The following is a 25,661-nucleotide window of genomic DNA, read 5'->3' as shown; positions in this document are numbered from 1 at the left end:
CGATACGCCAACAACCGTGTCTTCAAACCGGTTTGATCGGCCCTTGAACAGCAGCGATACCGAAGGCGGACATGTCGTGGCAGTGCATCCCATCAGTGGTGCTGAGCCCCAGAGCGGGATGTGTCCGGCGGCTTTTCCGCAGCGCGGAAAAGGGAAATTTGCCCGCCGCTTCGGCCATTCAGAGCGGCGTGGAAGAATTGCTCCACGAAGGGCGATTCCCTTTCACCGGCGGCCGGCACACGACTGTTCGGCGCCGGGGGCGGCGACTACGATCCGGCCGTGGACTCGTACGCGTACGCCCCGCCCCCGCCCCCGCTGCCTCCCCGGGCGGCTCCTCGGCGCTGGTGGCGGCATCCGGGGGTCGTCGTCGGGGCGTTGGTCGTGTTGCCGCCCGTCGGGATCGCTCTCGCGTGGGTGAGCCCCTGGGGCCGGAAGCGGAGGATCCTCGCCACCGTGCTCGCCGCCGTCTGGTTCGTCCTGCCCTTCCTCGGCGGGGGTTCGCCGCAGGAGAAGCCGGCGGTACGGGACGACGCGCGGGCCCCGAAGGCCGGCGGCCCGGTCTCCCCGTCCGCGTCCCCCTCGCCCTCCGGGCCTCCCGCGCTCGTGGGGAAGGGTCTCAAGGAGGCGAAGGGGGCCGCCTCCGCCGCCGGGTTCGACGTCGTGTCCCACGACGCCTCCGACCAGGACGCCGGGCAGTGGGACGCGGACGACTGGAAGGTGTGCTTCCAGACTGCCGCCGGGCAGCGGAACGGGGGCAGGCCCTCACTCGATCTCGGCGTGGTCCGTGTCGAGGCCCCCTGCCCCGCCGCCGACGGCGAGGCGATCCCCTGGCCGAGGATGCCCGCCGTCACCGGCATGACCTTCGCGCGGGCCGGGGAGGCCCTGAAGCCCATCGGTTTCAGGAAGGTCGAGCCGGAGAGCGCGTACTCCGATGTGACGCCGCCCGGCGTCCCCGACCCCTGGAAGGTCTGCTTCCAGGACCCCCGGCCCGGCGAGGAGGTCGAGAACCCGCAGTACGGGACCGTCTACCTCAAGCTCGCCCCGCCCGACGCGCCCTGCCCGGAGCGGCCGTACGACCGGCTGCGCCCCGAACCGACGCAGGCCCCCGCCCCCGCGCCGAAGCGCACGCCGGTCCCCGGGCCGACGCCCGACCGGGAGACCGAGGGCGGCAGCTGACCCGATCGCCTGCGGCACGTGACCCGCACCGGGAGCGCTCAGGCTCCTGGCATCACGCCGCCGCCCTTGAGGCGTTCGAGGTCCGAGGCGCGGACCTGGATCACGAAGAGGGCGACGAGCGCGCCGACGACGGCGAAGATCGCCGCGGTGACGAAGCCGGCGGAGACGCCGGAGGTGAGGACCTGGTCGCCCCAGGGGGGCGGAAGCTGTCCGGTCCTCGCGAACTGGGCCTTCTCCAGCGGCCCGGCCTGCGAGAGGAAGGCCGGGACCTGCTTCTCCGCCTCGTTGCGGCTGGCCGTGCCGAAGACCGTCACCAGGATCGACAGGCCCAGTGAACCGCCCACCTGCTGCATGGCGTTGAGCAGGCCGGACGCGGCGCCCGACTCCTGCTGCGGGACGTTCGACAGCGCCATGATGGTGAGCGAGACGAACATCAGGCCCATGCCCATGCCGAAGACGAGGATCGGTCCGAGGATGCTGCCCGCGTAGGTGGAGTTCACATCGGTGAGCGTCAGCCAGGACAGGCCGGCCGCGGCGAGCACCGATCCCACCACCATGAAGGGCTTCGGGCCGTACCGGGGCAGCAGGTTGGACGTGAGGCCGGCACCGACCGCGATGATCGCGCTGACCGGCAGGAACGCGAGGCCCGTCGTCAGGGGACTGAAGCCCAGTACCTGCTGCACGAACAGGGTGAGGAAGAAGAACATCCCGAAGATGGCCGCCGCCAGGCAGAGCATGATGACGTAGGTGCCCGAGCGGTTGCGGTCGGCGAACATGTGCAGCGGCGTGATGGGTTGCTGGGAGCGCCGCTCGATGAGGATGAACGTGGCCAGGAGGACGACCGCGGCGACGAACGAGGCGATCGTGTAGGGGTCGCTCCAGCCTTCCTGCGCGGCGCGGATGAATCCGTACACCAGCGCCACCATGCCGAGCGTCGAGGTCAGCGCTCCGGCGAGGTCGAAGTGGCCCGGGTGCCGCTCGGACTCCTTGACGTGCCGGGGCGTGAGCAGGGCGATCACCACGGCGATCGGGACGTTGACGAAGAAGATCCAGCGCCAGTCGAGCCATTGGACGAGCATGCCTCCGGCCACCAGGCCGATCGCGCCGCCGCCGGCCGAGACGCCGGCGAAGACGCCGAACGCCCGGTTGCGTTCCGGGCCTTCGTCGAACGTGGTGGTGATGAGGGAGAGCGAGGTCGGCGAGGCGATCGCGCCGCCGACGCCCTGCAGCGACCGGGCCGCGAGCAGCTGCCACTCGGTCTGCGCCAGTCCGCAGAAGAGGGAGGCGAGTCCGAAGAGCAGCACACCGAAGATGAAGACCCGTCGTCGGCCCAGGATGTCACCGGTGCGGCCGCCGAGGAGCAGCAGGCCTCCGAAGGTGAGCGTGTAGGCGTTGACGACCCAGGACAGGCTGGTGGTCGAGAAGTCCAGCGCGGTCTGGATGTGCGGGAGCGCGATGTTGACGATCGTGATGTCGAGCACGACCATCAGCTGGCAGGAGGCGATCACGAACAGGGCGATGCCCTTGCCGTCGCCACCCTTCTTCGCGGGGGCGGTCGGTACGGGGGTCGTCGGCTTGGGTGTACTCATGGGGCGCCTCGTGCCTCGCCTTGCGAGTGATCCGTGGGCCGGTCAGTCCACCTTTCGACACTAAGCCCGGCCTACCGGGGTGACCAGTTGATCAAGTGGTCACGCGTGCGCCGGCTCGTCGAGGACCGCGAAGCCGTCGAGCTCCACCAGGGCCTGCTCGTCCCAGAGCCGTACGACTCCGATGACCGCCATCGCCGGGTAGTCGCGGCCCGCCAAGCGCCGCCAGATCCGGCCCAGTTCATGGGCGTGCTCGCGGTAGCCGGGGACGTCGGTGGTGTAGACGGTGACGCGGGCGAGGTCGGCGGGGGTGCCGCCGGCGTGCCGGAGGGCGGTGAGCAGATTGCCGAGGGCGAGGCCGAACTGCTCGGTGAGGTCCTCCCCCACGACCTTCCCCTCGGTGTCGAGCGCGGTCTGCCCGGCGAGGAAGACGAGCCGGGATCCGGTGGCGGTGACGGCGTGCGAGAAGCCGGTGGGCGGGGAGAGTTCAGCGGGGTTGTGGCGGTGCAGGCTCATGGGGTCGGCTCCTTCGTCGTCTCGTCCGCGGGCGGCACCTTCGCGTACAGCTCCTTCGCGATGATCGTGCGCTGGACCTCCGTCGCGCCCTCGTAGATCCGGGGTGCGCGGACCTCGCGGTAGAGGTGCTCCAGGAGGTGGCCCCGCTGGAGCGCGAGGGCGCCGTGCAGCTGGACCGCGGCGTCGACGACGTACTGGGCGGTCTCGGTGGCGAGGAGCTTGGCCATGGCGGAGCGCCGGGGGACGTCCGGGTCGCCCTCGTCGTACGCCACGGCCGCCGCGTACACGAGCAGACGGGCGGCCTCGGTGCGGGTGGCCATCTCGGCGACGCGGTGCGAGACGGCCTGGAGGTCGGCGAGGACCCCGCCGAAGGCGGGGCGGGCGGCGGTGTGGGCGAGGGCCGCGTCGAGGGCGGCTTGGGCCATGCCGACGGCGAAGGCGCCGACGCTGGGCCGGAAGAGGTTGAGGGTGTTCATGGCGACGCGGAAGCCGCGGTCGGGTTCCCCGAGCAGGTCCTCCGGGCCGACGGGGACGCCGTCGAAGGTGAGGGTGCCGAGGGCGTGCGGGGCGAGCATGTCGAGGGGCTCCCCGCCGAGGCCGGGCCGGTCGGCGGGGACGAGGAAGGCGGTGACGCCGCGTGCTCCCGCGCCCGGGGTGGTGCGGGCGAAGACGGTGGCGAAGTCGGCCTCGGGGGCGTTGGAGATCCAGCGTTTCTCGCCGTGCAGGCGCCAGCCTCCGCGTCCGTCGGGGACGGCTTCCAGGGCGAGCGCGGCGGCGTCCGAGCCGGCGTCCGGCTCGGAGAGGGCGAAGGCGGCGACGGCCCGTCCGGCGGTGGCCTCGGGGAGCCAGCGGGCGCGCTGGGCGGGAGTGCCGAAGGCGGCGACCGGGTGGGTGCCGAGGCCCTGCAGGGCGAGGGCGGTCTCGGCTTCGGTGCAGGTCCGGGCGAGGGATTCGCGCAGCAGGCAGAGGTCGAGGGCGCCGGCCTCGAAGAGGCGGGCGAGGAGGCCGAGCTCGCCGAGGGCGGCGACGAGCGGCCGGTTGACCCGGCCGGGTTCGCCCCGGTCGGCGAGGGGCTTCAGGCGTTCGGCGGCGAGCGCGCTGAGCTGCGCACACCAGGTGGTCTGTGCCGGATCGAGCGAGAATGCGGGCATGTGGGCCCTCTCTGACGCCCTCGGGCGTCTTCGTCCCTGCGCCGTCGGGCGCGCCGTCCCGCGCACCGGCCGGCGGCCTGGTCACCGGGTCGGGCGGCGGCGTGTTCCGTGTGCCCGACGGCACCCTTGTCGCGAACCGTTGACTGCCGTCACCAACACGATACGCTCGTGGAGCGATGGACGACCCCACCACGACAAGGGGACGTACTCATGGAGCTGACGCCCTCGGCCCACCTCGACACGTTCGCCCGTGACGGGCTGCCCCCGCCCGACCGGTGGCCGCGTCTCGTCTTCGACCTCCCCGAGCTGGCCTACCCCGACCGGCTCAACTGCGGCACCGAACTCCTCGACCGCACCCTGGAGCGGTTCGGCGCCGACCGGCCCGCCTTCCACGACGGCGAGGGGGCGATCTGGAGCTACGGGGAGCTCCGCGAGCGGGTCGACCGCATCGCCCACGTCCTCACCGCCGACCTGCGGGTCCGGCCCGGCAACCGGGTCCTCCTGCGCGGCCCGACCACCCCGTGGCTCGCCGCCTGCTGGCTCGCCGTGATGAAGGCCGGCGCCGTCGCCGTCACCGTCCTGGCCCAGCAGCGCGCCCCCGAGCTGGCCGTGATGGCCGAGGCCGCACAGTGCTCCCACGCGCTCTGCGACGCCCGTGTCCTCGACGAGCTCCTCGCGGCCCGGATACCCGGCCTCCGGATCACCCCCTTCGGCGGGGACGGCCCCGAGGACCTGCTGGCCCTGGCGGAGCGCCACCCCGGCCGGTACGAGGCGGTGCCCACCGCCGCCGACGACGTGGCCCTGATCGCCTTCACCTCCGGCACCACCGGGCGGCCCAAGGGCTGCGTCCACTTCCACCGGGACGTCCTGGCCGTCGCCGACACCTTCTCCGCGCACGTCCTGCGCCCGCTGCCCGACGACGTCTTCGCCGGGTCGCCGCCGCTCGCCTTCACCTTCGGTCTCGGCGGACTCGTCGTCTTCCCCCTGCGGGCCGGGGCGAGCGCGGTCCTCCTCGAACAGGCCGGTCCCAAACAGCTGCTGGCGGCGATCGAGCGCCACCGGGTGACGGTGCTCTTCACCGCTCCGACGGCCTACCGGGTGATGCTCGACGAACTGACCCAGGGCATCGCGCCCGAGGTGGCCTCGCTGCGCCGCTGCGTCTCGGCCGGCGAGAACCTGCCCGAGGCGACCTGGAAGGCCTGGTACGCCCGGACCGGGCTGCGCCTGATCAACGGCATCGGGGCGACCGAGCTGCTGCACATCTTCATCTCCGCCGCCGACGGCGACATACGCCCCGGCACCACCGGGCGCCCGGTGCCCGGCTGGCAGGCCAGGATCGTCGACCGCGAGGGCAACGGCGTCCCGGACGGCGAGGAGGGGTTGCTCGCGGTGCGCGGCCCGGTCGGCTGCCGCTATCTGGCCGACCCCCGCCAGGAGGAGTACGTCCGGAACGGCTGGAACGTCACGGGCGACACGTACGTCCGCGAACCCGACGGCTGGTTCCGCTACGTCTCCCGGGCCGACGACATGATCATCTCGGCCGGCTACAACATCGCGGGACCCCAGGTCGAGGAGGTGCTCATGGACCACCCCGACGTCGTGGAGACGGCGGTGGTGGGCCGCCCCGACGAACTGCGCGGCCAGGTCGTGGTGGCCTACGCGGTGGTACGGGACGGGGTGCCGCGCGACGCGGGCACCGCCGCCGCGCTGCGGGCCTTCGTGCGCGCCCGCATCGCCCCGTACAAGTCGCCGCGGGAGATCGTGTTCCTCGACGCGCTGCCACGCACGGCGACGGGCAAGCTCCAGCGCTTCCTGCTGCGCGACCCGGCGTGACCGGCCCGATCGACAAGACACCCCCTAGAGTGATCACGTGGCCGAGCAGCACACCCCCCGATCCCTGATCGTCTCCTTCTACGGCGCGTACGGCCGTGCGCCCGACGAGTCGCCGGTGCCGGTGGCCGCGCTGATCCGGCTGCTCGGCGTGCTCGGCGTGGACGCGCCGTCGGTGCGGTCCTCGGTGTCGCGCCTGAAGCGGCGCGGACTGCTGCTGCCGGGCCGCACGGCCGGTGGCGCCGCCGGGTACGCCCTCTCGGAGGACGCCCGGCGGCTCCTGGACGACGGCGACCGCCGGATCTACGCCCGCACGGAGCCGAAGCTGTCCGAGGGCTGGGTCCTGGCGGTCTTCTCGGTGCCCGAGGCGGAGCGGCACAAGCGGCACCTGCTGCGGTCCCGGCTCGCCCGGCTCGGCTTCGGCACGGCGGCGCCGGGCGTCTGGATCGCGCCCGCCCGGCTGTACGAGGAGACCCGGAACGCCCTGGAGCGCCTTGAGCTCTCCCCGTACGTGGACCTCTTCCGCGGCGACCACCTGGGGTACACGGCGACGGCCGGGGCGGTCGCCCGCTGGTGGGACCTGCCGGCGATCGCGGGGCTCCACGAGGAGTTCCTCGCGGCCCACGAGCCGGTCCTGCGGTCCTGGCGGACGGCCCCGGCGGGCGCCGAGGACGCCTACCGGGACTATCTCCTCGCCCTGGACTCCTGGCGGCGGCTCCCCTACGCGGACCCGGTGCTTCCGGCGGAGCTCCTGCCGGACGACTGGCCGGGCCGCCGCTCGGCGGAGGTCTTCGCGGCCCTGCACGAGCTGCTGCGCGACCGGGGCGCGGAGTACGTCGTCCCGTTCCTGGCGGGCGACTAGGGGGTGTTTCGAAAGTCCTGTGCGGTGCCCGCGGTGTCCGGTGCGTGCCCTCGGCGTGCCGGGCGCCGCAGGTGCTGTGCGGGACTTTCGAAACACCCCCTAGTGCCGGGCGTCGCGACCCGGTGAACCCTTCCGGTCACAGCACCAGCGCCGTACGGACAGGGCCCGGAGGAGGCAGATCAGGCCGGCGGTGCTCAGGACCGCGCGGACGATGTTCCACGCCACCCACGGGCCCTCGAAGGCGGCCCGGGCGGCGACCGGGTCCTTAGCCGCCGCGAGGGCGTCGTTGAGGGGGACGTTCACCGCCGAGGTGACCACGAGCACCGCCATGCCGAGGACGAACCCGGCGAGCGTCCAGAGCCGCGCCCGGCCCGCCCGGTGCTGCCAGGCGGCGACCGCGGTGAGGATCGGCACCCCGAAGAACGGGGTGAAGAACACCGGGTTCTGGATCACGTCGTTGATGTTCCGCATCACCTCGACGTAGACCCGGTCGTCGCTGCGCGCCAGCGCCGGCATCACCGAGCAGACGTACGCGAACCACACCCCCGCGAGCAGTCCCGTCGCCACCGTCGCCGCGCCGAGGACCAGCCCGGCGCCCTTCTTTCCGCCCCTGTTTTCTGTCATGCCCTCATTCAAGAGCAGGGGGTGGTGCGGGAGACATGGTTCCGCGTCGCAGGCGCATACGCGAGCGTCCACCGCCGTCGTGGGCCGCCGTCCGGGCCGTCAGTCCCGGCGGCCGGTGGGCGGGCGGCGGCTGCCCGCGCGGTACGGGGCGGGCCAGGGGGCCGCCGGGCCCTGGTACTCCTGCTCGGCCGCCGCGTGCAGGGTCCAGTGCGGGTCGTAGAGGTGGGGGCGGGCCAGGGCACAGAGGTCGGCGCGGCCCGCGAGGAGCAGGGAGTTGACGTCGTCCCAGGAGGAGATCGCGCCGACGGCGATCACGGGGACGCCGAGCTCGTTGCGGATGCGGTCGGCGTAGGGCGTCTGGTACGAGCGCCCGTAGGCGGGCTCCTCGTCGGGGACGACCTGGCCGGTGGAGACGTCGATGGCGTCGGCGCCGTGGTCGGCGAAGGCGCGGGCGATCGTGACGGCGTCCCCGGCGGTGGTGCCGCCGTCGGCCCAGTCGGTGGCGGAGACGCGGACGGTCATGGGCCGGTCGTCCGGCCAGGCCTCCCGGACGGCGTCGAAGACTTCGAGGGGGTAGCGCAGCCGGGCCGTGAGGTCGCCGCCGTAGGCGTCGGTGCGGTGGTTGGTGAGCGGGGACAGGAAGCCGGAGAGGAGGTAGCCGTGGGCGCAGTGGAGTTCGAGGAGGTCGAAGCCGCTGCGGGCGGCGCGGCGGGCGGCGGCGGCGAACTGCTCGCGCACGGCGGTGAGTCCGGAGCGGTCGAGGGCGGCCGGGGCCTGGTTGACGCCGGCCCGGTACGGGAGGGGCGAGGCGGCGACGAGCGGCCAGTTGTCCTCGGGGAGGGGCTGGTCGATGCCCTCCCACATGCGGCGGGTGGACCCCTTGCGGCCGGAGTGGCCGAGCTGGACGCCGAGCGCGGTGCCGGGCGCGGAGCGGTGGACGAAGTCGGTGATCCGGGTCCAGGCGGCGGCCTGCTCGTCGGTCCACAGGCCGGTGCAGCCGGGGGTGATGCGGCCCTCGGGGCTGACGCAGACCATCTCGGTCATGACGAGGCCGGCACCGCCGAGGGCGCGGGAGCCGAGGTGGACGAGGTGGAAGTCGCCGGGGACGCCGTCCTCGGCGACGTACAGGTCCATGGGTGAGACGACGATCCTGTTGCGCAGGGTCAGTCCGCGCAGCCGGAAGGGGGTGAACATGGGCGGGGTGCCGGGCGGGCAGCCGAAGTCCGCCTCGACGGCGGCGGTGAAGGCGGGGTCGCGCAGCCGCAGGTTGGCGTGGGTGACGCGGCGGCTGCGGGTGAGCAGGTCGAAGGCGAAGCGGCGGGGCGGCCGGTCGACGTGTCCGGCGAGCTCCTCGAACCAGCTCAGGCTGGCGCCGGCCGCGCGCTGGGTGGACTCGACGACGGGGCGGCGCTCGGTCTCGTACGCGGTGAGGGCCTCGCCGAGGTCGGGGTGGGTGCCGAGGGCGGCGGCCAGGGCGACGGCGTCCTCGACGGCCAGTTTGGTGCCGGAGCCGATGGAGAAGTGCGCGGTGTGGGCGGCGTCGCCGATGAGCACGGTGTTGCCGTGCGACCAGCGGGCGTTGGAGACGGTACGGAAAGCGGTCCAGGCGGAGTTGTTCGCGCGCAGCTCCCGGCCGCCGAGCGCCTCGGCGAAGACCTTGGCGCAGCGGGCGGTCGACTCGGTCTCGTCGAGCTCGTCGAAGCCCGCGGCCCGCCAGACCTCCTCGCGCATCTCCACGATGACGGTGGAGGAGTCGCCGGAGAAGGGGTAGGCGTGGAGCTGCATCACGCCGTGCTCGGTCTCGGCGATCTCGAAGCGGAAGGCCTCGAAGGGGAAGTCGGCGGCGAGCCAGATGTAGCGGCAGCGGTGGGTGCCGATCCGGGGCCGGAAGTGCGCGGCGTGGGTCTCGCGGGTGCGGCTGTGGACGCCGTCGGCGGCGACGACCAGGTCGTGCTCGGCGGCGAGGGCGGCGGCCGGCGGGGCCTCGGTGCGGAAGCGGAGCCGTACGCCGAGCTCGGCGCAGCGGGCGTGCAGGATCTCCAGGAGCCGGCGGCGGCCGAGGGCGGCGAAGCCGTGGCCGGTGGAGGTGGTGCGGTGGCCCCGGTGGACGACGTCGATGTCGTCCCAGCGGACGAGTTCGCGGCGCAGCGCCTCGTACACGACGGGGTCGGCGTCCCGGATGCCGCCGAGGGTCTCGTCGGAGAGGACGACGCCGAAGCCGAAGGTGTCGGAGGGCGCGTTCCGCTCCCAGACGGTGATCTCGCGGGCCGGGTCCTGCCGCAGCAGCAGCGCGGCGGCGTAGAGGCCACCCGGCCCGCCCCCTATGACGGCGACGCTCCGGGGGCCCCGCGCGGCGGGGGTCGTCACCGGCCCCGCCCCTTCGGCGGGGGTCGTCACCGGCCCCGCCATTTCGGCGGGCGTTTCTCGGTGAAGGCCGCGTGGAACTCGGCGTAGTCCTCGCCGTTCATCAGGAGCGCCTGGGTGGCCGCGTCGAGCTCGACGGCCGCGGCGAGCGGCATGTCGAGTTCGGCGGTGAGCAGGGCCTTGGTCTGGGCGAGGGCGAGGGCGGGGCCTTCCGCGAGGCGCTGCGCGAGCGCGGCGGCGCGCTCCCCCGCCGCGCCCTCCTCGGTGAGCTCGCTGAGGAGGCCGATGCGCTCGGCCTCGGCGGCGTGGACGGGCTCGCCGAGCATGAGGAGGCGGGTGGCGTGGCCGAGTCCGACGACCCGGGGCAGCAGGTAGGCGGCGCCCATGTCGCCGCCCGAGAGGCCGACCCGGGTGAAGAGGAAGGAGAAGCGGGTGGTGGGGTCGGCGATCCGGAAGTCGGCGGCGAGGGCGAGGACGGCCCCGGCGCCGGCGGCGACGCCGTGGAGGGCGGCGACGACCGGGAAGGGGCATTCGCGCAGGGCACGGACGACCTGGCCGGTCATCCGGTTGAAGTCGAGGAGGCGGGCGGTGTCGAGGGCGAGGGTGGCGCCGATGATCTCGTCGACGTCGCCGCCGGAGCAGAAGCCGCGTCCCTCGCCGCCGAGGACGAGGGCGCGGACGGCGCGCTCGCGGGAGAGCTCGGCGAGGAGGTCGCGCAGGTCGGCGTAGGCGCCGAAGGTGAGGGCGTTGAGTTTCGCGGGGCGGGCCAGGGTGACGGTGGCGACGCCCTGGTCGATGTCGAGGCGAAGGTGTTGCCAGCGTGACGTGCGGGGCGCGGAGCCGGTAAAGGGGCTCATCCGAGGGGCCTCCTTCCTCCGCGAAGAGGGTATCACTCTGCTGTGACTGTCGTCACGAGTACGCGATAAGGAAGACGCGCCCCTCCGGCACACCGGCCCCCTCAAGGTCCCGACCCCCGGTGACCGAGGTCCCCTCCGCCCAGGGCGGGGGTGCCCTGGGATGCGGATTTTGCACCTCGTAAGGTTGAAACCAGGACGTCTCGGGATGCCCCCACCCCACACGCCCCACGCGAAGGGAGCCCGACCCTCATGCCCGAAGACACGGGACCCGCTGCCACCGGAGCCGCGTTCCCCGCAGCCGCGTTCCCCGGATCCCGGACCGAAGCGACCGGACCCGCCGAGTCCTGGCGCGTCCGCCTGCCCCACACCACGGCCGCCGTGCCGATCGCCCGCGCCCTCATCCGTACCGCGCTCACCGACCTCATCCCCGGGGCCGCCGACCGCCCCGACAGCGACACGGCGGAGCTCCTCACCGCGGAGCTCGTCGCCAACGCCGTCGAGCACACCGCCGGCACGGGCCCCATCGAGCTGGTCGTCGAGCTGCTGTCGGCGCCCGGCGGCTGCCAGATCGAGGTCCACGACTCCCAGCCGGCCGGCCCGGGCGAGCTGCCCTGCCCGGACCCGCAGGCCGAGGTCGACCCCTGGCAGGAGCACGGCCGCGGCCTGCTGCTCATCCGCGCGCTCAGCAGCGACTGCGGACACCGGCCCACCCCGCACGGCAAGGCGGTCTGGTTCACGCTCCCGGGGATACCGGCTCAGCGGCGACACCCGTAGAAGGTGCGCACCGGGGCGCCGGAGGCCAGGAAGACAGCACCGCGCAGGCTCCCCCGAGCGGGCACGGAACTACGCCTGCGCGCCTCCCGCCAGGGTGGCGACGAGCACCGCCTTGATGGTGTGCATCCGGTTCTCGGCCTCGTCGAAGACGACCGAGTGCGCCGACTCGAAGACCTCGTCGGAGACCTCCAGCTCGGTCAGGCCGTGCCGGGCGTGGATGTCCCGCCCGACGGCCGTGCCCAGGTCGTGGAAGGCGGGCAGGCAGTGCAGGAACTTGACGTCCGGGTTCCCGGTGGCGCGCAGCACGTCCATGGTCACGGAGTACGGCGCGAGGGCGGCGATCCGCTCGTCCCAGACCTCCTTGGGCTCACCCATGGAGACCCACACGTCGGTGACGACGAAGTCGGCGCCGGAGACGCCCTCGGGCACGTCCTCGGTGAGCGTGATCGTGGCGCCGCTCGTCTCGGCGAGCGCGCGGGCCGCGGTGACGACCTCCTCGGACGGCCAGTAGGACTTCGGGGCGACGATCCGGACGTCCATGCCGAGCAGGGCGCCGGTGACCAGGTAGGAGTTGCCCATGTTGAAGCGGGCGTCGCCGAGGTAGGCGAAGGCGATCCCGTCGAGCGGCTTGTCCACGTGCTCGGTCATGGTGAGCACGTCGGCCAGCATCTGGGTGGGGTGCCAGTCGTCGGTGAGGCCGTTGAAGACGGGCACGCCCGCGTAGGCGGCGAGCTCCTCGACCGCGGCCTGGCTGTCGCCCCGGTACTCGATGCCGTCGAACATCCGGCCGAGGACGCGGGCGGTGTCCTTGACCGACTCCTTGTGGCCGATCTGGGAGCCCGAGGGGTCGAGGTAGGTGGTGGAGGCGCCCTGGTCGGCGGCGGCGACCTCGAAGGCGCAGCGGGTGCGGGTCGAGGTCTTCTCGAAGATCAGGGCGACGTTCCGGCCGCGCAGCCGCTGCACCTCGGTGCCCGCCTTCTTGGCGGCCTTCAGCTCGGCGGCGAGCGCGATCAGGCCGCGGAACTCCTCGGCGGTGAAGTCCAGCTCCTTGAGGAAGTGGCGGCCGATGAGGTCTGTGGCCATGGGACGCGCTCCTGGGGGTACGGGGTCGGGAGGACGGCGGTCGGGACTCTGGAAGTGTATACGCAGTTCAACATTTATATACAGCCCCCCGTGCGGCCTCCCGCACAGCCCCCGGTCAGCCGTCGGAGAGCCCCCGGTTCCAAGGACCCGAAACCGGCCTCAGGCGGCGTCCCGCTCCACCGGACAGCTCATGCAGCGCGGGCCGCCCCTCCCCCGGCCCAGCTCACTGCCGGGGATCTCGATCACCTCGATGCCCTGCTTCCGCAGATGCGTGTTCGTCGTCACGTTCCGCTCGTACGCGACGACCACCCCCGGCTCCACCGCCAGCACGTTGCACCCGTCGTCCCACTGCTCCCGCTCGGCCGCGTGCACGTCCTGGGTCGCCGTGAGCACCCGGATGTCCTGGAGCCCGAGGGCCGCCGCGATGGCGCTGTGCATCTGCTCCGGCGGATGGTCCGTCACCCGCAGGGACTGCCCCGCGTCCCCCGGTTCGATCGTGTACGAGCGGAGCATGCCGAGCCCCGCGTACTGCGTGAACGTGTCCTGGTCGACCATCGTCATCACCGTGTCCAGGTGCATGAACGCCCGCCGCTTCGGCATGTCCAGGGCGATGATCGTGCGCGCCGAACCGGCCGCGAACATCCCCCGGGCCAGCATCTCCACCGCCTGCGGCGTCGTCCGCTCGCTCATCCCGATCAGCACCGCGCCGTTGCCGATGACGAGCACGTCCCCGCCCTCGATCGTCGACGGATAGTCCGCCTGCCCCTCCGACCAGTGGTGGAAGGAACCCGCCTCCGCACCCGTGAACAGCGGATGGTGCTTGTAGATCGCCTCGAAGTGCACCGTCTCCCGCTGCCGGGCCGGCCAGCGCATGGCGTTGATCGAGACGCCGTCGTAGATCCACGCCGAGGTGTCCCGGGTGAAGAGGTGGTTCGGCAGCGGGCCGAGGACGAAGTCGTCCAGGTCCAGGGCGTGGAAGCGGACCGACGTCGGCTCCCGGTGCGCCGCCAGGAACTCCCGCTTCGTCATCCCGCCGACGAGCGCCTCGCCGAGCGCGGCCGCGTCCAGCGAGTCGAAGGAGGCGCGGAGGTGGTCGGCGGCGAGCGGCCCGTACTCCTTCTCGTCGAAGACCCGGTCCAGGACCAGCGCGCGGGCCGCCGGCACCTCCAGGGACTCGCGCAGCAGGTCCCCGAAGAGGTGCACCTCCACCCCCCGGTCGCGCAGCACGTCGGCGAAGCCGTCGTGCTCCTGCCGCGCCCGCCGCACCCACAGCACGTCGTCGAAGAGCAGGGCGTCCTTGTTGGTCGGGGTCAGCCGCTTCAGCTCCAGATCGGGCCGATGCAGGATGACGCGGCGCAGCCGCCCGGTCTCGGAGTCGACGTGGAATCCCATGGGCCCATCCTGACGGAGCCGGGCGGCCCTGGCCCGTCTTTCGACACGGCCGGTCCCCACACGGTCACGTGGCCCACTGGACGACGCCGATCAGGAGGATCGCGACCAGCAGAACGCCGATCAGAAGCCCGGCACGGCGCAGGAACCGGCGCGTGTAGCCGTTGCCGAGGTCGTCCTCGGGACCGGAGGGCGCGGGCCCCGGCGGGCCCGTCCGGTGCGCGGCGCGCGGCATCCCGTACGCCTCCTTCAGGAGCGTCAGCCAGACCGCGTCCGGCAGCCCCGGGCGCTCGCCGTCGACGATCAGCCAGAACGCCTCCCGGGCGGACGGCACCGGGCTCGTCCTCAGCCGCGAGAGCAGCTCGGCGACCGTGCCGACCGGGGCGTCGCCGCCGCCGAGCAGCGGGCGGACCGCCCAGCGGTGCAGCTCGGCGGCGTTGGCGGCGCGCTGCTCCTCGGCCGGCTCGGACGGGTCGTCCCGCGCGGCGGGCGGGGCCACCGCCCACAGCTCCCGGCCGATGGCCACCTCGCAGAGCTCCCGGCGCAGCGCGTGCTCCCAGGACGGCAGGCGCCGGGCGATCTCCCGGAGGAGGACGGTGACCACGGCGTACGCCTGGGGCCTGCGCAGCGCGTCCAGGAGTTCCCGGCTGCCACCCCGCCCGACGAGCTCCCGCGCCTCCTCCACGCTGCGCACGGTCGGCAGCTTGTGCACCAGCGAGGTCACGGCCTCCCGCTCCCGCGCCCGTGCCCGCAGCCGGCGCGAGCCCTTGGCGGGACCGGTCCACTGCGGCCCGACGAGCGGCAGGACGGGACGGGGGTGGGCCCCGACGACGACCGGCCCCCCGTCCGACCGCCGGGGGGCCGGCGGTTCCGCAGCGGGTGGTACGGAGGGGGGCGGGGGTACGGACACGGGCGCGGGGTCGGCCCGGGGGGCCGGTGCGGGGTCGTTCCGGCGGGTCGGTGCGGGGTCGTTCCGGCGGGTCGGTGCGGGGTCGTTCCGGGGCGCCGGTACGGGGTCGGCCCGGGGGGTCGGTGCGGGGTCGGCCCGGGGCGCCGGTACGGGGTCGGAGGGCGGCTCGGGATCGGGCGCCGACCGGGGCGCGGGGGGCCGCCCGGGCGCGGGTCCGTCCGGGGCGCCGGGCCGGTCGTGGTCCCACCGGTCCCCGGTGGCCGGCCCCGGACGCTCGGGCGCGCCACCGGTGCGCGCCACCGGGTCGGGGCCGGGAGCCGGAGCGGACCCGGACCCACCGGACCAGGGCCCCGGGGGGCTCGGGTACGCCGCCCCCGACGCCTCGGACCGCTCACCATGCGGGGGACCGTCCTGCCGACGGGAACCCGACGGGTCGCCGTACCGGTCGCCGGGGTCGACGCCGTACCGAGGCTCCCGGTCGCCTCCCCGGCGAGGGCCAGGAGCCCCGTGCGGCCGGTCGGCCGGCGCGTCCTCGTACCAGGGGTCCGGGTCGTCCCGGCGGACGTCAGGGCTCCCGTGCCGCCCGTCGGCCGGCGCGTCCTCGTACCAGGGGTCCGGGGCGTCCCGGCGGACGTCAGGGGTCCCGTGCCGCCCGTCGGCCGGCGCCTCCTCGTACCAGAGATCCGGGTCGTCCCGGCGGACGTCAGGGGTCCCGTGCCGCCCGTCGGCCGACGCGTCCTCGTACCAGGGGTCCGGGGCGTCCCGGCGGACGTCAGGGGTCCCGTGCCGCCCGTCGCCCGGCGCGTCCTCGTACCAGGGGTCCGGGTGGCGCGGGGGCCGGGGGGCGGTCTGCCTCCGGGCCTGGGCCTGCCGGGGGGCGGGGCGGCGGGACGCGCCGTCCAGGGCGTCCACGGCGCGGGCCGCCGTCTCCAGGAGCGGGGCCCGGCGCGCGGCCGCGGCGGCGTGGAGCGCGCTGCCGACCGCGTACTCGCCGCCGGCCGCCTCCGCGACCCCCCTCAGGTGGTGCCGGACGAGCCGGTCGGCGATCTCCTCCGCGCGGTCGCCGCACCGCTCGCGCGGGTCGACGCGGCGGCGGTCGGTGTTGCGGCTCGCCGCGCCGGACCAGCGGCCGACGAACGCGAAGCGGATCGCGGGCAGTTCGACGGTGTCGTGGGTCGCGAAGGTCCAGCGCCGGTCGATCAGCGCCCCGAACATGCTGTGCAGCCCCCAGAGCACGGCACAGGCGGTGTCGCCGCGTTCGTCGAGGACGGTGAACCGGTCGTCGGGACGGCGCAGCAACTCGGCCACGGCCCCGACGAGTTCCTCCTGCGCGTACGGCAGGGTGTCGTCCAGCTCCCCCTGGCCCCGGCCGGTCGCCGGGACGAGGACCTCCTCCGGCACCACGGGGAGGCGGCCCCGCACCCCGGCGAGGTCCACGGCGGCGGCGCCCTCCCAGGTCCAGGCGTGCAGCCCGAGACAGACGGCGGGGTCGAGGAGGGCGGGCGAGCCGACGAGGGCGTGGCAGAGCACGGACGTCCCGCCGTCGGCCTCCTTGAACGGGAGGCGCCGGATGAGGACGACCCCCGCGCGCTTGTGCAGCCGGATCAGGGCCGGCCGGGTCTCGTCCCCGCTGGCCCGCAGGACGGGGCCGGAGACCTGGAAGAGGTTCTCGGCCTCGTCGCGGGGCCCTGACCAGGCGACGGGCCCGAAGCCGGTGTTGCCGGTGAGGTTCTCGCTGTCCCAGCGGAAGACGATCTGGTCGACCTCGTTCTCCGTCCGTGTCATCGGACGATCCCCTCCGTAGGTTCCGCCCCGGGCAGCAGCCCGCAGTGGGCGAAGAGCGACAGCAGCGGCGCGAGGACCCGGCGCGGCCGGGCCCCGTGCGGAAATCGGTCGCCGCGCGCCTGCCCGCCGGTCGCGGCGACGAAATGCAGGGTGCAGTCGGCGCAGTCGTCGAAGGGCTTGAGCCAGGCGGAGCCGGCGTGGTGCGCGAGGAAGGCGTACGCGTCCCTGCTCTCCGCCCGGACCGCGCCGGGGTCGTGGCGGCCGGGCAGCGCCCGGCCGAGCCAGCGGTCGACGACGGGTTCGAAGCGGACGAGGTCGCTCTTGTTGACGGCGAGCGCGGCGGGCGCGGCGATGAGCCCGCCGCGCTGCCGGGGGATGCGGTTGAGCACGGTGCTGAAGGCCTCGTCGCCGAGCTCGCGCCGCCGCAGTCCGCTCTGTTCGCGCACCGGGTCGAGGCCGGGCAGTCGCAGGGCGCGCAGCGGGTCCACGACGAAGACGAAGGCGTCGACGCCCATGAGGAAGCGGCCGACCTCGCCGTCCTGCGCGAGGTCCTCGCCCGCGAGGTCGAAGAAGACGACGGGCCGGGGCTGCGCGGCGCCCGCCTGGACGAGCAGGCCGTCGGCGAACCGCGCGAAGGTCTGCTGACCGGTACGGCCGAGCTGCCGGCCGTCCTTGAGGCTCTGGACCCGCTCGCGCAGATAGGCGCGGTGCGCTTCGGGGTTGAGCGGCCGGCATTTGAGTCCGTACGGTTCGAGGCCGCCGAGTTCGACCTCGCCGAGCATGGCGGCGAGCAGGTGGGTCTTGCCGACGGAGGAGCTGCCGACGAGGGCGACGGAGAGCGGTTGGCCGTTGGTGAGGTAGGGGACGGGGAGTTCGTGTTCCTCGTCGCCGTCCACGGTGTGCGGGCACAGGTGGTAGGCCTTGCGCAGGGCGTCCGCGACGTGCCCGGGGCGGCGTTCGGCCCTGAGGTCGAGCGGGATCCGGTTGCCCTTGGCGTCGATGGTGACGAGCAGCCGTTCGTCGTACTCGACGGGGAGCAGGCAGTGCGGGCACATCCGGCTCCGCGACGGCGGCAGCGGCACCGGCTCGGGCGGCGCGGCGGGCGTGAAGGACACCGTGGGCCGGAGGGAGTCGCCGCCGAAGATCCGGTCGCGGAGCGAGGGGCGGGCCGGTCGCGGGGTCCGCGGGGGCGGTTCCGCCGCCTCGTGGAGGGCTTCGGTGCCGGGCGGTGCGCCGCCGGCGGCCGCGCGCTTCCTGGCGATCTGCTGGTCGTACGCGGCGCGCCAGCGGTCGAGCGGGTCGGCCGCCCCCACGCCCGTGGCGAGCGGGTCGGGGACGTGCAGCAGCCGCATGAGGTCGCCCGGGTGGGGCCGGTCCGCCGCGTGGGCGGCGAAGAGCCCGCTCTGCCCGAGGGCGGCGAGCCGCCGGTAGTCGGCGAGGTCGGCCGGGGGCCCCTCACCCCGGTCGGGGCGGCCGGCGAGCAGGTAGTAGGCGAGCTCGGCGACGGACCACAGGTCGTCGCGCGGGTCGGCGGAGCCTTCGCCCGCGCGCTGCTCGGGCGAGGCCCAGGGGGCTGCGCCGAAGGGCTCGCGGGCCTCGCCGGCCCGCACGGCCGCGTACGGCTCGCAGAGCCGGATCCGGGCGCCGTCCCACCGTACGGTGTCGGGGGCGATGGCCCGGTGCACCAGGCCGGCCTCGCCCAGGAGCCGTACGGCCATGGCGAGTTGACCGGTGATCCGCTCCTGGTCCTCGGCGCCGATGCGGCCCGCCCAGTCGGACAGCGGGCGGCCCGCCGGCGGCCGGTACAGCACGAAGGGTTCGGCGGCGGTCAGGTCGAAGCCGACGATCCGGGCGAAGACGGCGGCGAACTTCGCGCCGCCGTAGCGCCGTTCGAGCGCGACGGCGGCCGCCACCTCCCGCTCCAGGAGGCCGTACGCGGCGGGGTCGCCCTGCGCGGACGACACCAGCCGGTACTGGAGGACGGGCGAGCCCGCGCCCAGGGTGACCCGGCGCGCGAGGACGCCGGGGCGGCCGGACGGCCGTCGGTCCTCGCCGTACCGGACGGCGAAGCGGACCGGCACCTCCCGGTGGGTGAGGAACTCCAGCTCCTGGTAGTACGGATGGGACGCCGGGACCGGCTCCCGCAGGTGGTCGGGGTGGTCGGGTCCGATCGGCTGGTGCGGGTCGGTGGGGTGGCCGGGGTCGCCCGTCCGCTGCGGATCGCCCGGCGGGTTCGGGTCGCCCGGTGGGTGCGGGTGGTTCGAGCGGTACGGGTGGTTCGGGTGGTTCGGGTCGGTCACGGTTCTCCCGCCTCCTCGGCGCGGACGGTGTGCACGACGTCCGCGCGCAGCGGTACGAGACGGAGGATGCCGGCGTGCCGTCCCGCGCCGGTCCACACCACGTCCTCGGCGGTGCCCCGCCAGATGTCGTCCCCGGAGGCCCCGCGCCGCATGGCCTCGGGCACGAACCGGACCTGCCGGGCGGCGAGCGGATCGTGGGAGAGCAGTCGCAGGTGTTCCGGCCCGCACAGCGCGACCGTCCGGCCGGGGTCGTCCTCCGCCAGGAGCAGCCGGGCGACCGCGTCGGCGGCGACCCCGGTGAGGCGGGCCGCGTCGGGCCGGTCGGAGCGGTCCGTGAAGGCCGCGAGGGAGGTGAGCGCGTCGGGGTCGCCGAGACCCTCGTACCGGGGCGGCGGCGAGGCCGCCACGTCCCGCTCCAGGCGCAGCAGGGTCTCGTCGAGGAGCTCCGTGAGCCGTCCCTCGTGACCGGCGCGCGGGAGAGCGCCGGGGTCGCGCTCGATCCCCGCCCAGCAGCGGTCGAGGATCAGGACGGTGCCGGCGACCAGGTCGCCGACGAGGGTGTCGACGAGCGCGGGGCCCCCGTCCCCGTACCGCCGCTCCAGCCAGCCGGGAGCGGGGACGGGAACGGCCCGTGACCCGTCTCCGGAGGACGGGCCCCGGGGCGCGGCGGGCCCGGCCGCCGCGCGTCTCCCTTCGGTGCCGCCCCAGGGGCTGTCGCCCGAACCGTCCGCACCGGGCCACGTGCCGTCGCCGTCACCGTCCGCGCCCCGCCAGGACCCGCCGTCCGGGCCCTCCGCGCCCGGCCACGAGCCGTCGGCCGCACCGTCCCCGCGACGCCACGAGCCGTCGGCCGCACCGTCCGCCCAGGCCTCCGGTGCGTCCGTCCAGTCCCCCGGTCCCTCACCCCAGTCGTCCGCGTCGTCCCTCCAGTCCTCCCAGCTCCAGGACGCCGCACCGGTCTCCCTCACCGGGGGCGGTGCGGCCTCCGTCCGGTCGGGCTTCCGTGACGCCTGCGGCCGTCCGTGCCCGTCGGCGGTCTCCGCGAGGCCCCGGAGCAGCCCGGCCACGGCTCCCGCCCCGGCGGAGCAGTGGTGCCGGACCTCCGCGAAGAGCCAGTCGTGCACGGCGGTCGTGACCACCAGGGCCTGGACCTCCCGCAGGATCCGCCAGGCCTCCTCCGGTTCGGCGCGCGCCCACCAGTCGTCCACGGCCCGGGTCCAGTCGCGCAGCGCGAGCAGCACCACGGCCGCCACGGCCACGACGGCCGCCAGAGCCCCCGCCCACACGGGCAGGTCGAGGACGTGGCCGAGGCCCGCACCGACGAGACCGCCGAGCAACCCGCCGAAGAGCCGGGGCGCCGCGCCCGTCGCGCCACCGCCGTCGATGCGCCCGTCGGGCGACCGGTTGGGTCTGCGGCGCAGCATCAGGTGGGCGAGCCCGGCGGCGAGGACCCCGACGGCCGGGCCGAGGACCCAGCCGAGCAGCGGCCAGAGGCCGGCGAGCAGCGCGAGGAACCCGGTCACGGCGAAGGCCACCGGGCGTGATCCGCCGGCCGTGAAGGGGTGCAGGCCGGCGAGCCGGCGCAGCTGCCCGGGACCGCAGAGGGCGTCGAGCCGGGCGAGCCGGGCGGCGCTGCCCACGGGCGCGGTGCGGGCGGACAGCGCGGAGAGCCGCGCCGCCACCGACCGCAGGGGCAGCCCCTTGGCGATGAGGTCGTGGGTCAGGTCGCGCAGCGCCGGGACGATCCCCGCCCGGGAGATCTCCCGCGGCAGCTCCGGCAGTTCGACCCCCCGCTCGCGCAGCACTCCCCGGTGCTCGGCGGTGAGCCGGGTGCCGCCCGCCGCGCCGAACGCGTCCGCGACGGCCGTACGGAACCGCTGGAGCTCGGCCGTCACCCGCTCGGCGTCCGCCGGCAGGTCGGTGTTCCTGCCCGCCCCGGTGAGGAGACCGGCCGGGCCCCTGACGCGGTGGTAGCCGTCGACGGCCTCGCCGACCGCCGCGTCGCACGCGGCGAGAGCGGCCCCCGCCCGGCCGTGCGGCGGCAGCCACTGGTGGCCGGACAGCGAGCGCGGGACGCCCTCGCCGAGCAGGAGCGCGAGCGCGCCCGGCACCTGCTCGGCCGAGACGGTCCCGGCCGGGACGTCCGGGCCCGTCAGCCCCTCCACGGCCTGCCGCCAGGCGCGGGCCCTGGCCTCGTCGGTGAGGTCGTGCTCCAGGACCCGCACGGCGGGCACGGCGACGCCGTGCACCACCTCGCCGAGGGCGCGCAGGACGGCGTCGAAGACCTCGGGCGTGGACAGGACGTCGACGAGCGGGCGCAGCACGGCCTCGCCGGGGACGCCGTCCTCGGTGGAGTCGAAGAGCCACAGGACCCCGGCGGCGGGCGGGCGGAGGGTGAGGGAGCGGCTCAGCGTCCGCTCGCCCCGGGCGCCGACCGCCAGGCAGACGACGTGTGCGGGCCCGTAGGAGGAGAGGCGTTCGTAGAGCAGCTGGTGGGCGACGAGCCGGTCGGCCTCGTCGACGACCAGGAAGCGCCGCTCACCGCCGGGCTGCGGGACGTCCAGGGCCGCGCGGACGTCGGCGTCGGGGTCGTACGCCCCCTCCGTCGGGATCCGCAGGTCGACGCAGACGGCGTGGCCCGGCAGCGGCCGATCGGGCAGGACGGGACGGACACGTGGGCTCACTCCGTCTCACCGCCCCGGTCGCGTCGCCGCGGCTGGTCGTCGCCGTACCCGACGTCGGATCCGTGGCGCGTTTCGCGGTGCGAATCGTGGCGCGGTTCGCGGTGCTGTTCGCGGTGCGGGCCGTCGTCCGGTTCGTACGGGCCGTAGCGCGGTTCGCGGTGCGAATCGTGGCGCGGTTCGCGGTGCTGTTCGCGGTGCGGGCCGTTGTCCGGTTCGTGCGGGCCGTGGCGCGGTTCGCGGTGCGGGCCGCGGTCCGGTTCGTACGGGCCGTGGTCGGGGCCGTACTCCGGCTCGTCACCCTCCTCGTCGGGCCCGAAGTCCGGCTCGGGCTCCAGCTCCCAGTCGCCCTCGTAGACGGACGGCGCCGGAGCGGCCTGCCGGTTCGCGTAGGCGGATCGCGGGTCGCGCCGGACACCGTTCTCGCGCCCCGCCCCGTCCTCGTACCCGTCACGGTCGTCCCGCTGCGGCCGGGGCGCGTACCCGCCACCGTCCTCGTACGGGTCACCGTCGTCCCACCGGGGCCGGGGCGCGTACCCGGGGCGCGGCCGGTGTTCCTCGCGGGCCCGGGGGACGGGAGCGGCCCGCCGGCCCTGTGGGCGCCCGGGCGCCTGGTCCCGTCCCTGCCGCGGGGCGTGACGGTCGTACAGGGCGCGGAGGCTCGCGCGGGTCGCGCGGGCGGCGCTCGGGAAGCGCATGTCGAGGGCGCCCGGGTAGGTGACCTCCCAGAAGTGCCGGAGCGGGGCGAGCCATTCGCTGTCCGCCGCGCCGTACTCGGCGGCGATCTCGTCGATCAGGGCGAGCTGGCGCGGGGCGACGTTCTCCATGAAGTGGGTGAAGAGCGGCGACGGGGGCACCGGGACCTGGGCGAGACCCTTGGGCAGCGCGCGCATGAGCCGCTCGCAGAACTGCTCGATGATCTGGCCCTCGTCGAGCAGCGCCCAGCGTTCGTACGCGCGGAGCAGCCCCGCCCAGCTGGAGAGCGAGCCGTCGAAGCCCTCCAGGCGCAGCGACATGGTCGCGGACTCGCCTTCCTGGAGGCGGATCCGGACGAGGTGGGGCGAGCCGGCCGGGCCTTCGGCGGCGATGTGGCCGTTCCACATGGCGCAGAGCAGCCGGTGGAGGATGCGCTGCCGGTCGGCCTCGGTGGAGACGAGCCAGTCGTCCTGGTAGCCGAGCCGCTGGCGCCAGTGCAGGAAGTCGTCCTCGCCGCCGGAGTCGCGGGCCTCGGACCAGAGGCTGAGGACGCTGCGGACCTCGGAGATGTCGGTGAGGTTCATGCCGCTGCGGAAGAAGACGACGGTGATGGAGTCGGTGTCGACGGCCCGGCACTCGGGGAACACCCGGGAGGGCAGGTTGAGTTCCTGCGCGAGGAAGCCGGCGGCCCGGCCGTCGGACTCGCTCGCCGGGTGCACGATGAGGATCTTGAGCGGGCCGCTGCCGTCCGGGATGAAACCGACGGGGAGGAGCCCGGCGAGCCGGGAGCGGAACTGGTCGAGCCAGCGCGGGTCGACCTTCGCCTCGGCGGTCTCGTCGCCGGCGGCGGCCCGCAGGAGCAGCTCCATGGAGGGCAGCAGGGGGCGGGCGAAGGCGTCCTCGTTGGCCTCGCCGAAGAGGCGCTTGACCCGCCGCTCGACGACCTGCTTGATCTCCTTCACGGCCGCCCCGGAGGAGCGGCGGACCGCGTCGAGGGCGCGCCGCCAGTCGTCGGGCCCGACGAGCCGGTCGAGGAGCGTCGCGGCGTCGGTGGTCTCGGGCAGGCCCTCGCTCTGGGCGAGGCGGTCGACGACGTCGTCGTAGAAGGCGCGCAGGGTGTTCTGCGGGGGCAGCAGGTAGGCGATGCCCGCGCGGTCGTCGCGGTAGAGCTCCCGGCGGCGGTCGGCGAAGGACTTCGCCTCGTCCTGTTCGTGGGCGCGCAGCACCTTGGTCAGTTCGGCGACCTCGTTGGTGACGCGGTGGAGCGAGGGCCGCCACTGGTTCTCGCCGGCCTGCCAGCCACGGTGCCACAGGACGCGGGCCCGCCACTGGTACCAGGCCTGCTGCGCGGCGAGGGTGTCCTGGACGTCGGGGTCGGTCCAGCGGGCGGGGACGACGCCGGCGACGCTGCGCTTGATGTGGGGGATGTTGGGGGCGGCGGTCTGGACGTTCGGGGGCCGTTCGGGGTCGTTGCGCCGGTTGTCGAGCATGCCGGTGAAGCCCTCCCTGGCCACCCGGTCGGGGTGGCCGGCCAGGCCGGCGAGGACGGTCTCCAGCTGGAACGGGCCGATGAGACCGAGGAGTTCACGGGCTCCGGATCCCGGCCGGAAGTCCTCCGTGAGGCGGGGGATCTCCCGGGAGAGGTGGATGTCGAGGCGCTGGAGGGACTCCTCCATGTCCTGCAGGCGCCGCCGGAGCTCCTGGGTGATGTCCTTGCTTCCCCGGGGCAGCTGCTCGGGCAGCGGCACGTCCGGCGCCTCGCGGCTCCAGAGCCGGCCGATGCCGGACCGGGTGAACAGCTCACGGACCGTGTCCTGCCCGTCACGGGCGGGCCGCCTGGCCCGTTCGGACATGCCGCGCACGGCCTGGGCGAGGAGCCGGGCGGCGACGATCTCGGCGAGGTCGTCGACGGGGACGGTGAGGGAGGCGGCGAGGCTGGTGGACATGCCGCGGTAGCCGATGCCGGTACGGGCCGGGGTGGAGCGCTCCACGCTCTTGTTGATGAAGCTGGCGGCGAAGGACTGGTAGTCGTCGTCGGCGCGGTTCGCCGCGCCGCTGTCCTCGCCGAGTTCGGTGCCGATCAGCGACATCACCATGGCGGTGATGGAGCGGCGCAGGTCCTCGGTGCCGATGACGGCCGGCTTGGAGAAGAGGAAGGCGGTCTGCATGGTGGCCGGCCGCAGGGCGACGACGCCGTCGCCGGGGTAGGTGACGCTGAGCCGGCCGCGTTCCTCGACGTCGCCGACGGTGTCGAGGGCGTCGGGCACGTTCTGGTCGTCGACGAGCCGGGAGAGGTCCACGAGGGCGCGGGCGGCGTTGAGTTCGGCCTCGCGCCCGCCGCCCGCCTCGGGCGGGAAGGCGGAGGGCATCACGACGAGCGGGTAGATCTTGACGCCGGGCACCTTGGCGTTGCGGAACTCGTGCCCGATGAGGTGGATGAAGTCGTAGAAGATGCCGGCGCCGGTGCCGCCCGCGACGGAGAAGGCCACGAAGACGTCGCAGCCCCGGATGCGGCCGCCGCCGACGCGCTTGAGGTCGCCCGCCGCCTGCCCGATGGCGCCGATGGCCTCGCGGAGCTGCCGCAGGACCGGTTCGAGCCCGGAGCGGAGGGTCGCGAAGAGCGCCGCCCGCCCGACGGTCGGCAGTTGCCCGGCGCCGTTGTTGAGGGGGGCGACGCGCGGCTGGCGGGCCTGCGGCGGCAACCAGCCCCGGGTCTCCTCGTGGAGCGAGACCCGCAGCATGCGGGCCACCTCGGGCGAGGTGTCGAAGTCGGTGGGCAGCAGGTCGCGGACCATCCGGGAGGTACGGGCGAAGGCGGCGCCCTCGGCTCCCTTGGCCCGGAACTGCGGCTGGTTGAGCAGCTCGCCCTCGCTGAAGTCGGCGTAGACGAACTGGAGGCAGTCGGGCAGCTGGAAGGGCAGCCGGCGGCCGCCGTCGACGAGGTCGGTGCCGTCGGGTCCGCACAGCTCCCGGCGGAGCTGCCGTTCGAGTTCGCTGCCGATGCGTCCGCCGGTGCCGCCGAGTCCGACGAAGAGCATGGGCTGGTAGATCTTCATGGCGTCTCTCCTCGGTGCCCG

At 74.7% G+C, this 25,661-nt stretch carries 16 protein-coding genes; 4 read left to right on the top strand and 12 right to left on the bottom strand.

What is annotated here, in order from left to right; all coding sequences use genetic code 11:
* Positions 1-279 precede the first annotated feature (279 nt).
* The gene (locus ABTY59_RS11620; protein WP_352018714.1) at positions 280-1,176 is read left to right on the top strand and encodes a Stk1 family PASTA domain-containing Ser/Thr kinase; all 897 of its coding nucleotides are present in this window, start codon (positions 280-282) and stop codon (positions 1,174-1,176) included.
* Positions 1,177-1,214: 38 nt separating this feature from the next.
* Here the strand turns inward: ABTY59_RS11620 and ABTY59_RS11615 are convergent, their stop codons facing one another.
* From ABTY59_RS11615 to ABTY59_RS11605, 3 genes are all read right to left on the bottom strand, one after another.
* On the bottom strand, positions 1,215-2,765 hold the full coding sequence (locus ABTY59_RS11615; protein WP_352018713.1) for an MFS transporter: 1,551 nt from the start codon (positions 2,763-2,765) through the stop codon (positions 1,215-1,217).
* A gap of 99 nt (positions 2,766-2,864) precedes the next feature.
* Positions 2,865-3,278 carry a RidA family protein gene (locus tag ABTY59_RS11610; protein WP_352018712.1) on the bottom strand — a complete coding sequence of 138 codons (414 nt, stop codon included), beginning with the start codon at positions 3,276-3,278 and terminating at the stop codon, positions 2,865-2,867.
* Positions 3,275-4,429, bottom strand: a complete 1,155-nt coding sequence (locus tag ABTY59_RS11605) for an acyl-CoA dehydrogenase family protein (RefSeq protein ID WP_352018711.1) — start codon at positions 4,427-4,429, stop codon at positions 3,275-3,277. The genes ABTY59_RS11610 and ABTY59_RS11605 overlap by 4 nt, the downstream gene beginning before the upstream one ends.
* Before the next feature lie 210 nt (positions 4,430-4,639).
* Between ABTY59_RS11605 and ABTY59_RS11600 the strand changes: the two genes are divergently transcribed.
* Both ABTY59_RS11600 and ABTY59_RS11595 read left to right on the top strand, forming a co-directional pair.
* Positions 4,640-6,262, top strand: a complete 1,623-nt coding sequence (locus tag ABTY59_RS11600) for an AMP-binding protein (protein ID WP_352018710.1) — start codon at positions 4,640-4,642, stop codon at positions 6,260-6,262.
* A gap of 37 nt (positions 6,263-6,299) precedes the next feature.
* Complete coding sequence (locus ABTY59_RS11595; protein ID WP_352018709.1) at positions 6,300-7,121, top strand: PaaX family transcriptional regulator; 822 nt, start codon at positions 6,300-6,302, stop codon at positions 7,119-7,121.
* Positions 7,122-7,220: 99 nt separating this feature from the next.
* Here the strand turns inward: ABTY59_RS11595 and ABTY59_RS11590 are convergent, their stop codons facing one another.
* The 3 genes from ABTY59_RS11590 to ABTY59_RS11580 form a co-directional block, all read right to left on the bottom strand.
* Positions 7,221-7,745 carry an anthrone oxygenase family protein gene (locus ABTY59_RS11590; RefSeq protein ID WP_352018708.1) on the bottom strand — a complete coding sequence of 175 codons (525 nt, stop codon included), beginning with the start codon at positions 7,743-7,745 and terminating at the stop codon, positions 7,221-7,223.
* Between the two features lie 99 nt (positions 7,746-7,844).
* Positions 7,845-10,154 carry a bifunctional salicylyl-CoA 5-hydroxylase/oxidoreductase gene (locus ABTY59_RS11585; protein ID WP_352018707.1) on the bottom strand — a complete coding sequence of 770 codons (2,310 nt, stop codon included), beginning with the start codon at positions 10,152-10,154 and terminating at the stop codon, positions 7,845-7,847.
* The gene (locus ABTY59_RS11580) at positions 10,139-10,966 is read right to left on the bottom strand and encodes an enoyl-CoA hydratase family protein (RefSeq protein ID WP_352018706.1); all 828 of its coding nucleotides are present in this window, start codon (positions 10,964-10,966) and stop codon (positions 10,139-10,141) included. Before ABTY59_RS11580 ends, ABTY59_RS11585 begins: the two co-directional genes overlap by 16 nt.
* Positions 10,967-11,215: 249 nt before the next feature.
* Between ABTY59_RS11580 and ABTY59_RS11575 the strand changes: the two genes are divergently transcribed.
* On the top strand, positions 11,216-11,740 hold the full coding sequence (locus tag ABTY59_RS11575) for an ATP-binding protein (RefSeq protein ID WP_352018705.1): 525 nt from the start codon (positions 11,216-11,218) through the stop codon (positions 11,738-11,740).
* Between the two features lie 69 nt (positions 11,741-11,809).
* Here ABTY59_RS11575 and argF read toward each other — a convergent pair whose 3' ends face one another.
* The 6 genes from argF to ABTY59_RS11545 form a co-directional block, all read right to left on the bottom strand.
* Positions 11,810-12,823, bottom strand: a complete 1,014-nt coding sequence (gene argF / locus ABTY59_RS11570) for an ornithine carbamoyltransferase (RefSeq protein WP_352018704.1) — start codon at positions 12,821-12,823, stop codon at positions 11,810-11,812.
* A 159-nt stretch (positions 12,824-12,982) separates the two neighbouring features.
* On the bottom strand, positions 12,983-14,215 hold the full coding sequence (locus tag ABTY59_RS11565) for an arginine deiminase (RefSeq protein WP_352018703.1): 1,233 nt from the start codon (positions 14,213-14,215) through the stop codon (positions 12,983-12,985).
* A gap of 64 nt (positions 14,216-14,279) precedes the next feature.
* Positions 14,280-16,907 (bottom strand): hypothetical protein, encoded by a 2,628-nt coding sequence (locus ABTY59_RS11560; protein WP_352018702.1) that lies wholly within the window; start codon positions 16,905-16,907, stop codon positions 14,280-14,282.
* On the bottom strand, positions 16,904-19,207 hold the full coding sequence (locus tag ABTY59_RS11555) for a protein kinase family protein (protein WP_352018701.1): 2,304 nt from the start codon (positions 19,205-19,207) through the stop codon (positions 16,904-16,906). Before ABTY59_RS11555 ends, ABTY59_RS11560 begins: the two co-directional genes overlap by 4 nt.
* Positions 19,204-21,891, bottom strand: coding sequence for a hypothetical protein (locus ABTY59_RS11550; RefSeq protein WP_352018700.1), 2,688 nt, complete (start codon positions 21,889-21,891; stop codon positions 19,204-19,206). Before ABTY59_RS11550 ends, ABTY59_RS11555 begins: the two co-directional genes overlap by 4 nt.
* Complete coding sequence (locus tag ABTY59_RS11545; protein ID WP_352018699.1) at positions 21,888-25,640, bottom strand: tubulin-like doman-containing protein; 3,753 nt, start codon at positions 25,638-25,640, stop codon at positions 21,888-21,890. The genes ABTY59_RS11550 and ABTY59_RS11545 overlap by 4 nt, the downstream gene beginning before the upstream one ends.
* Positions 25,641-25,661 lie beyond the last annotated feature (21 nt).

The organism is Streptomyces sp. NPDC096079 (assembly GCF_040303145.1).
Lineage (GTDB): Bacteria > Actinomycetota > Actinomycetes > Streptomycetales > Streptomycetaceae > Streptomyces.
Note: the sequence above shows the minus strand (reverse complement) of the source record. Positions and strands in the feature narration are given on the sequence as shown.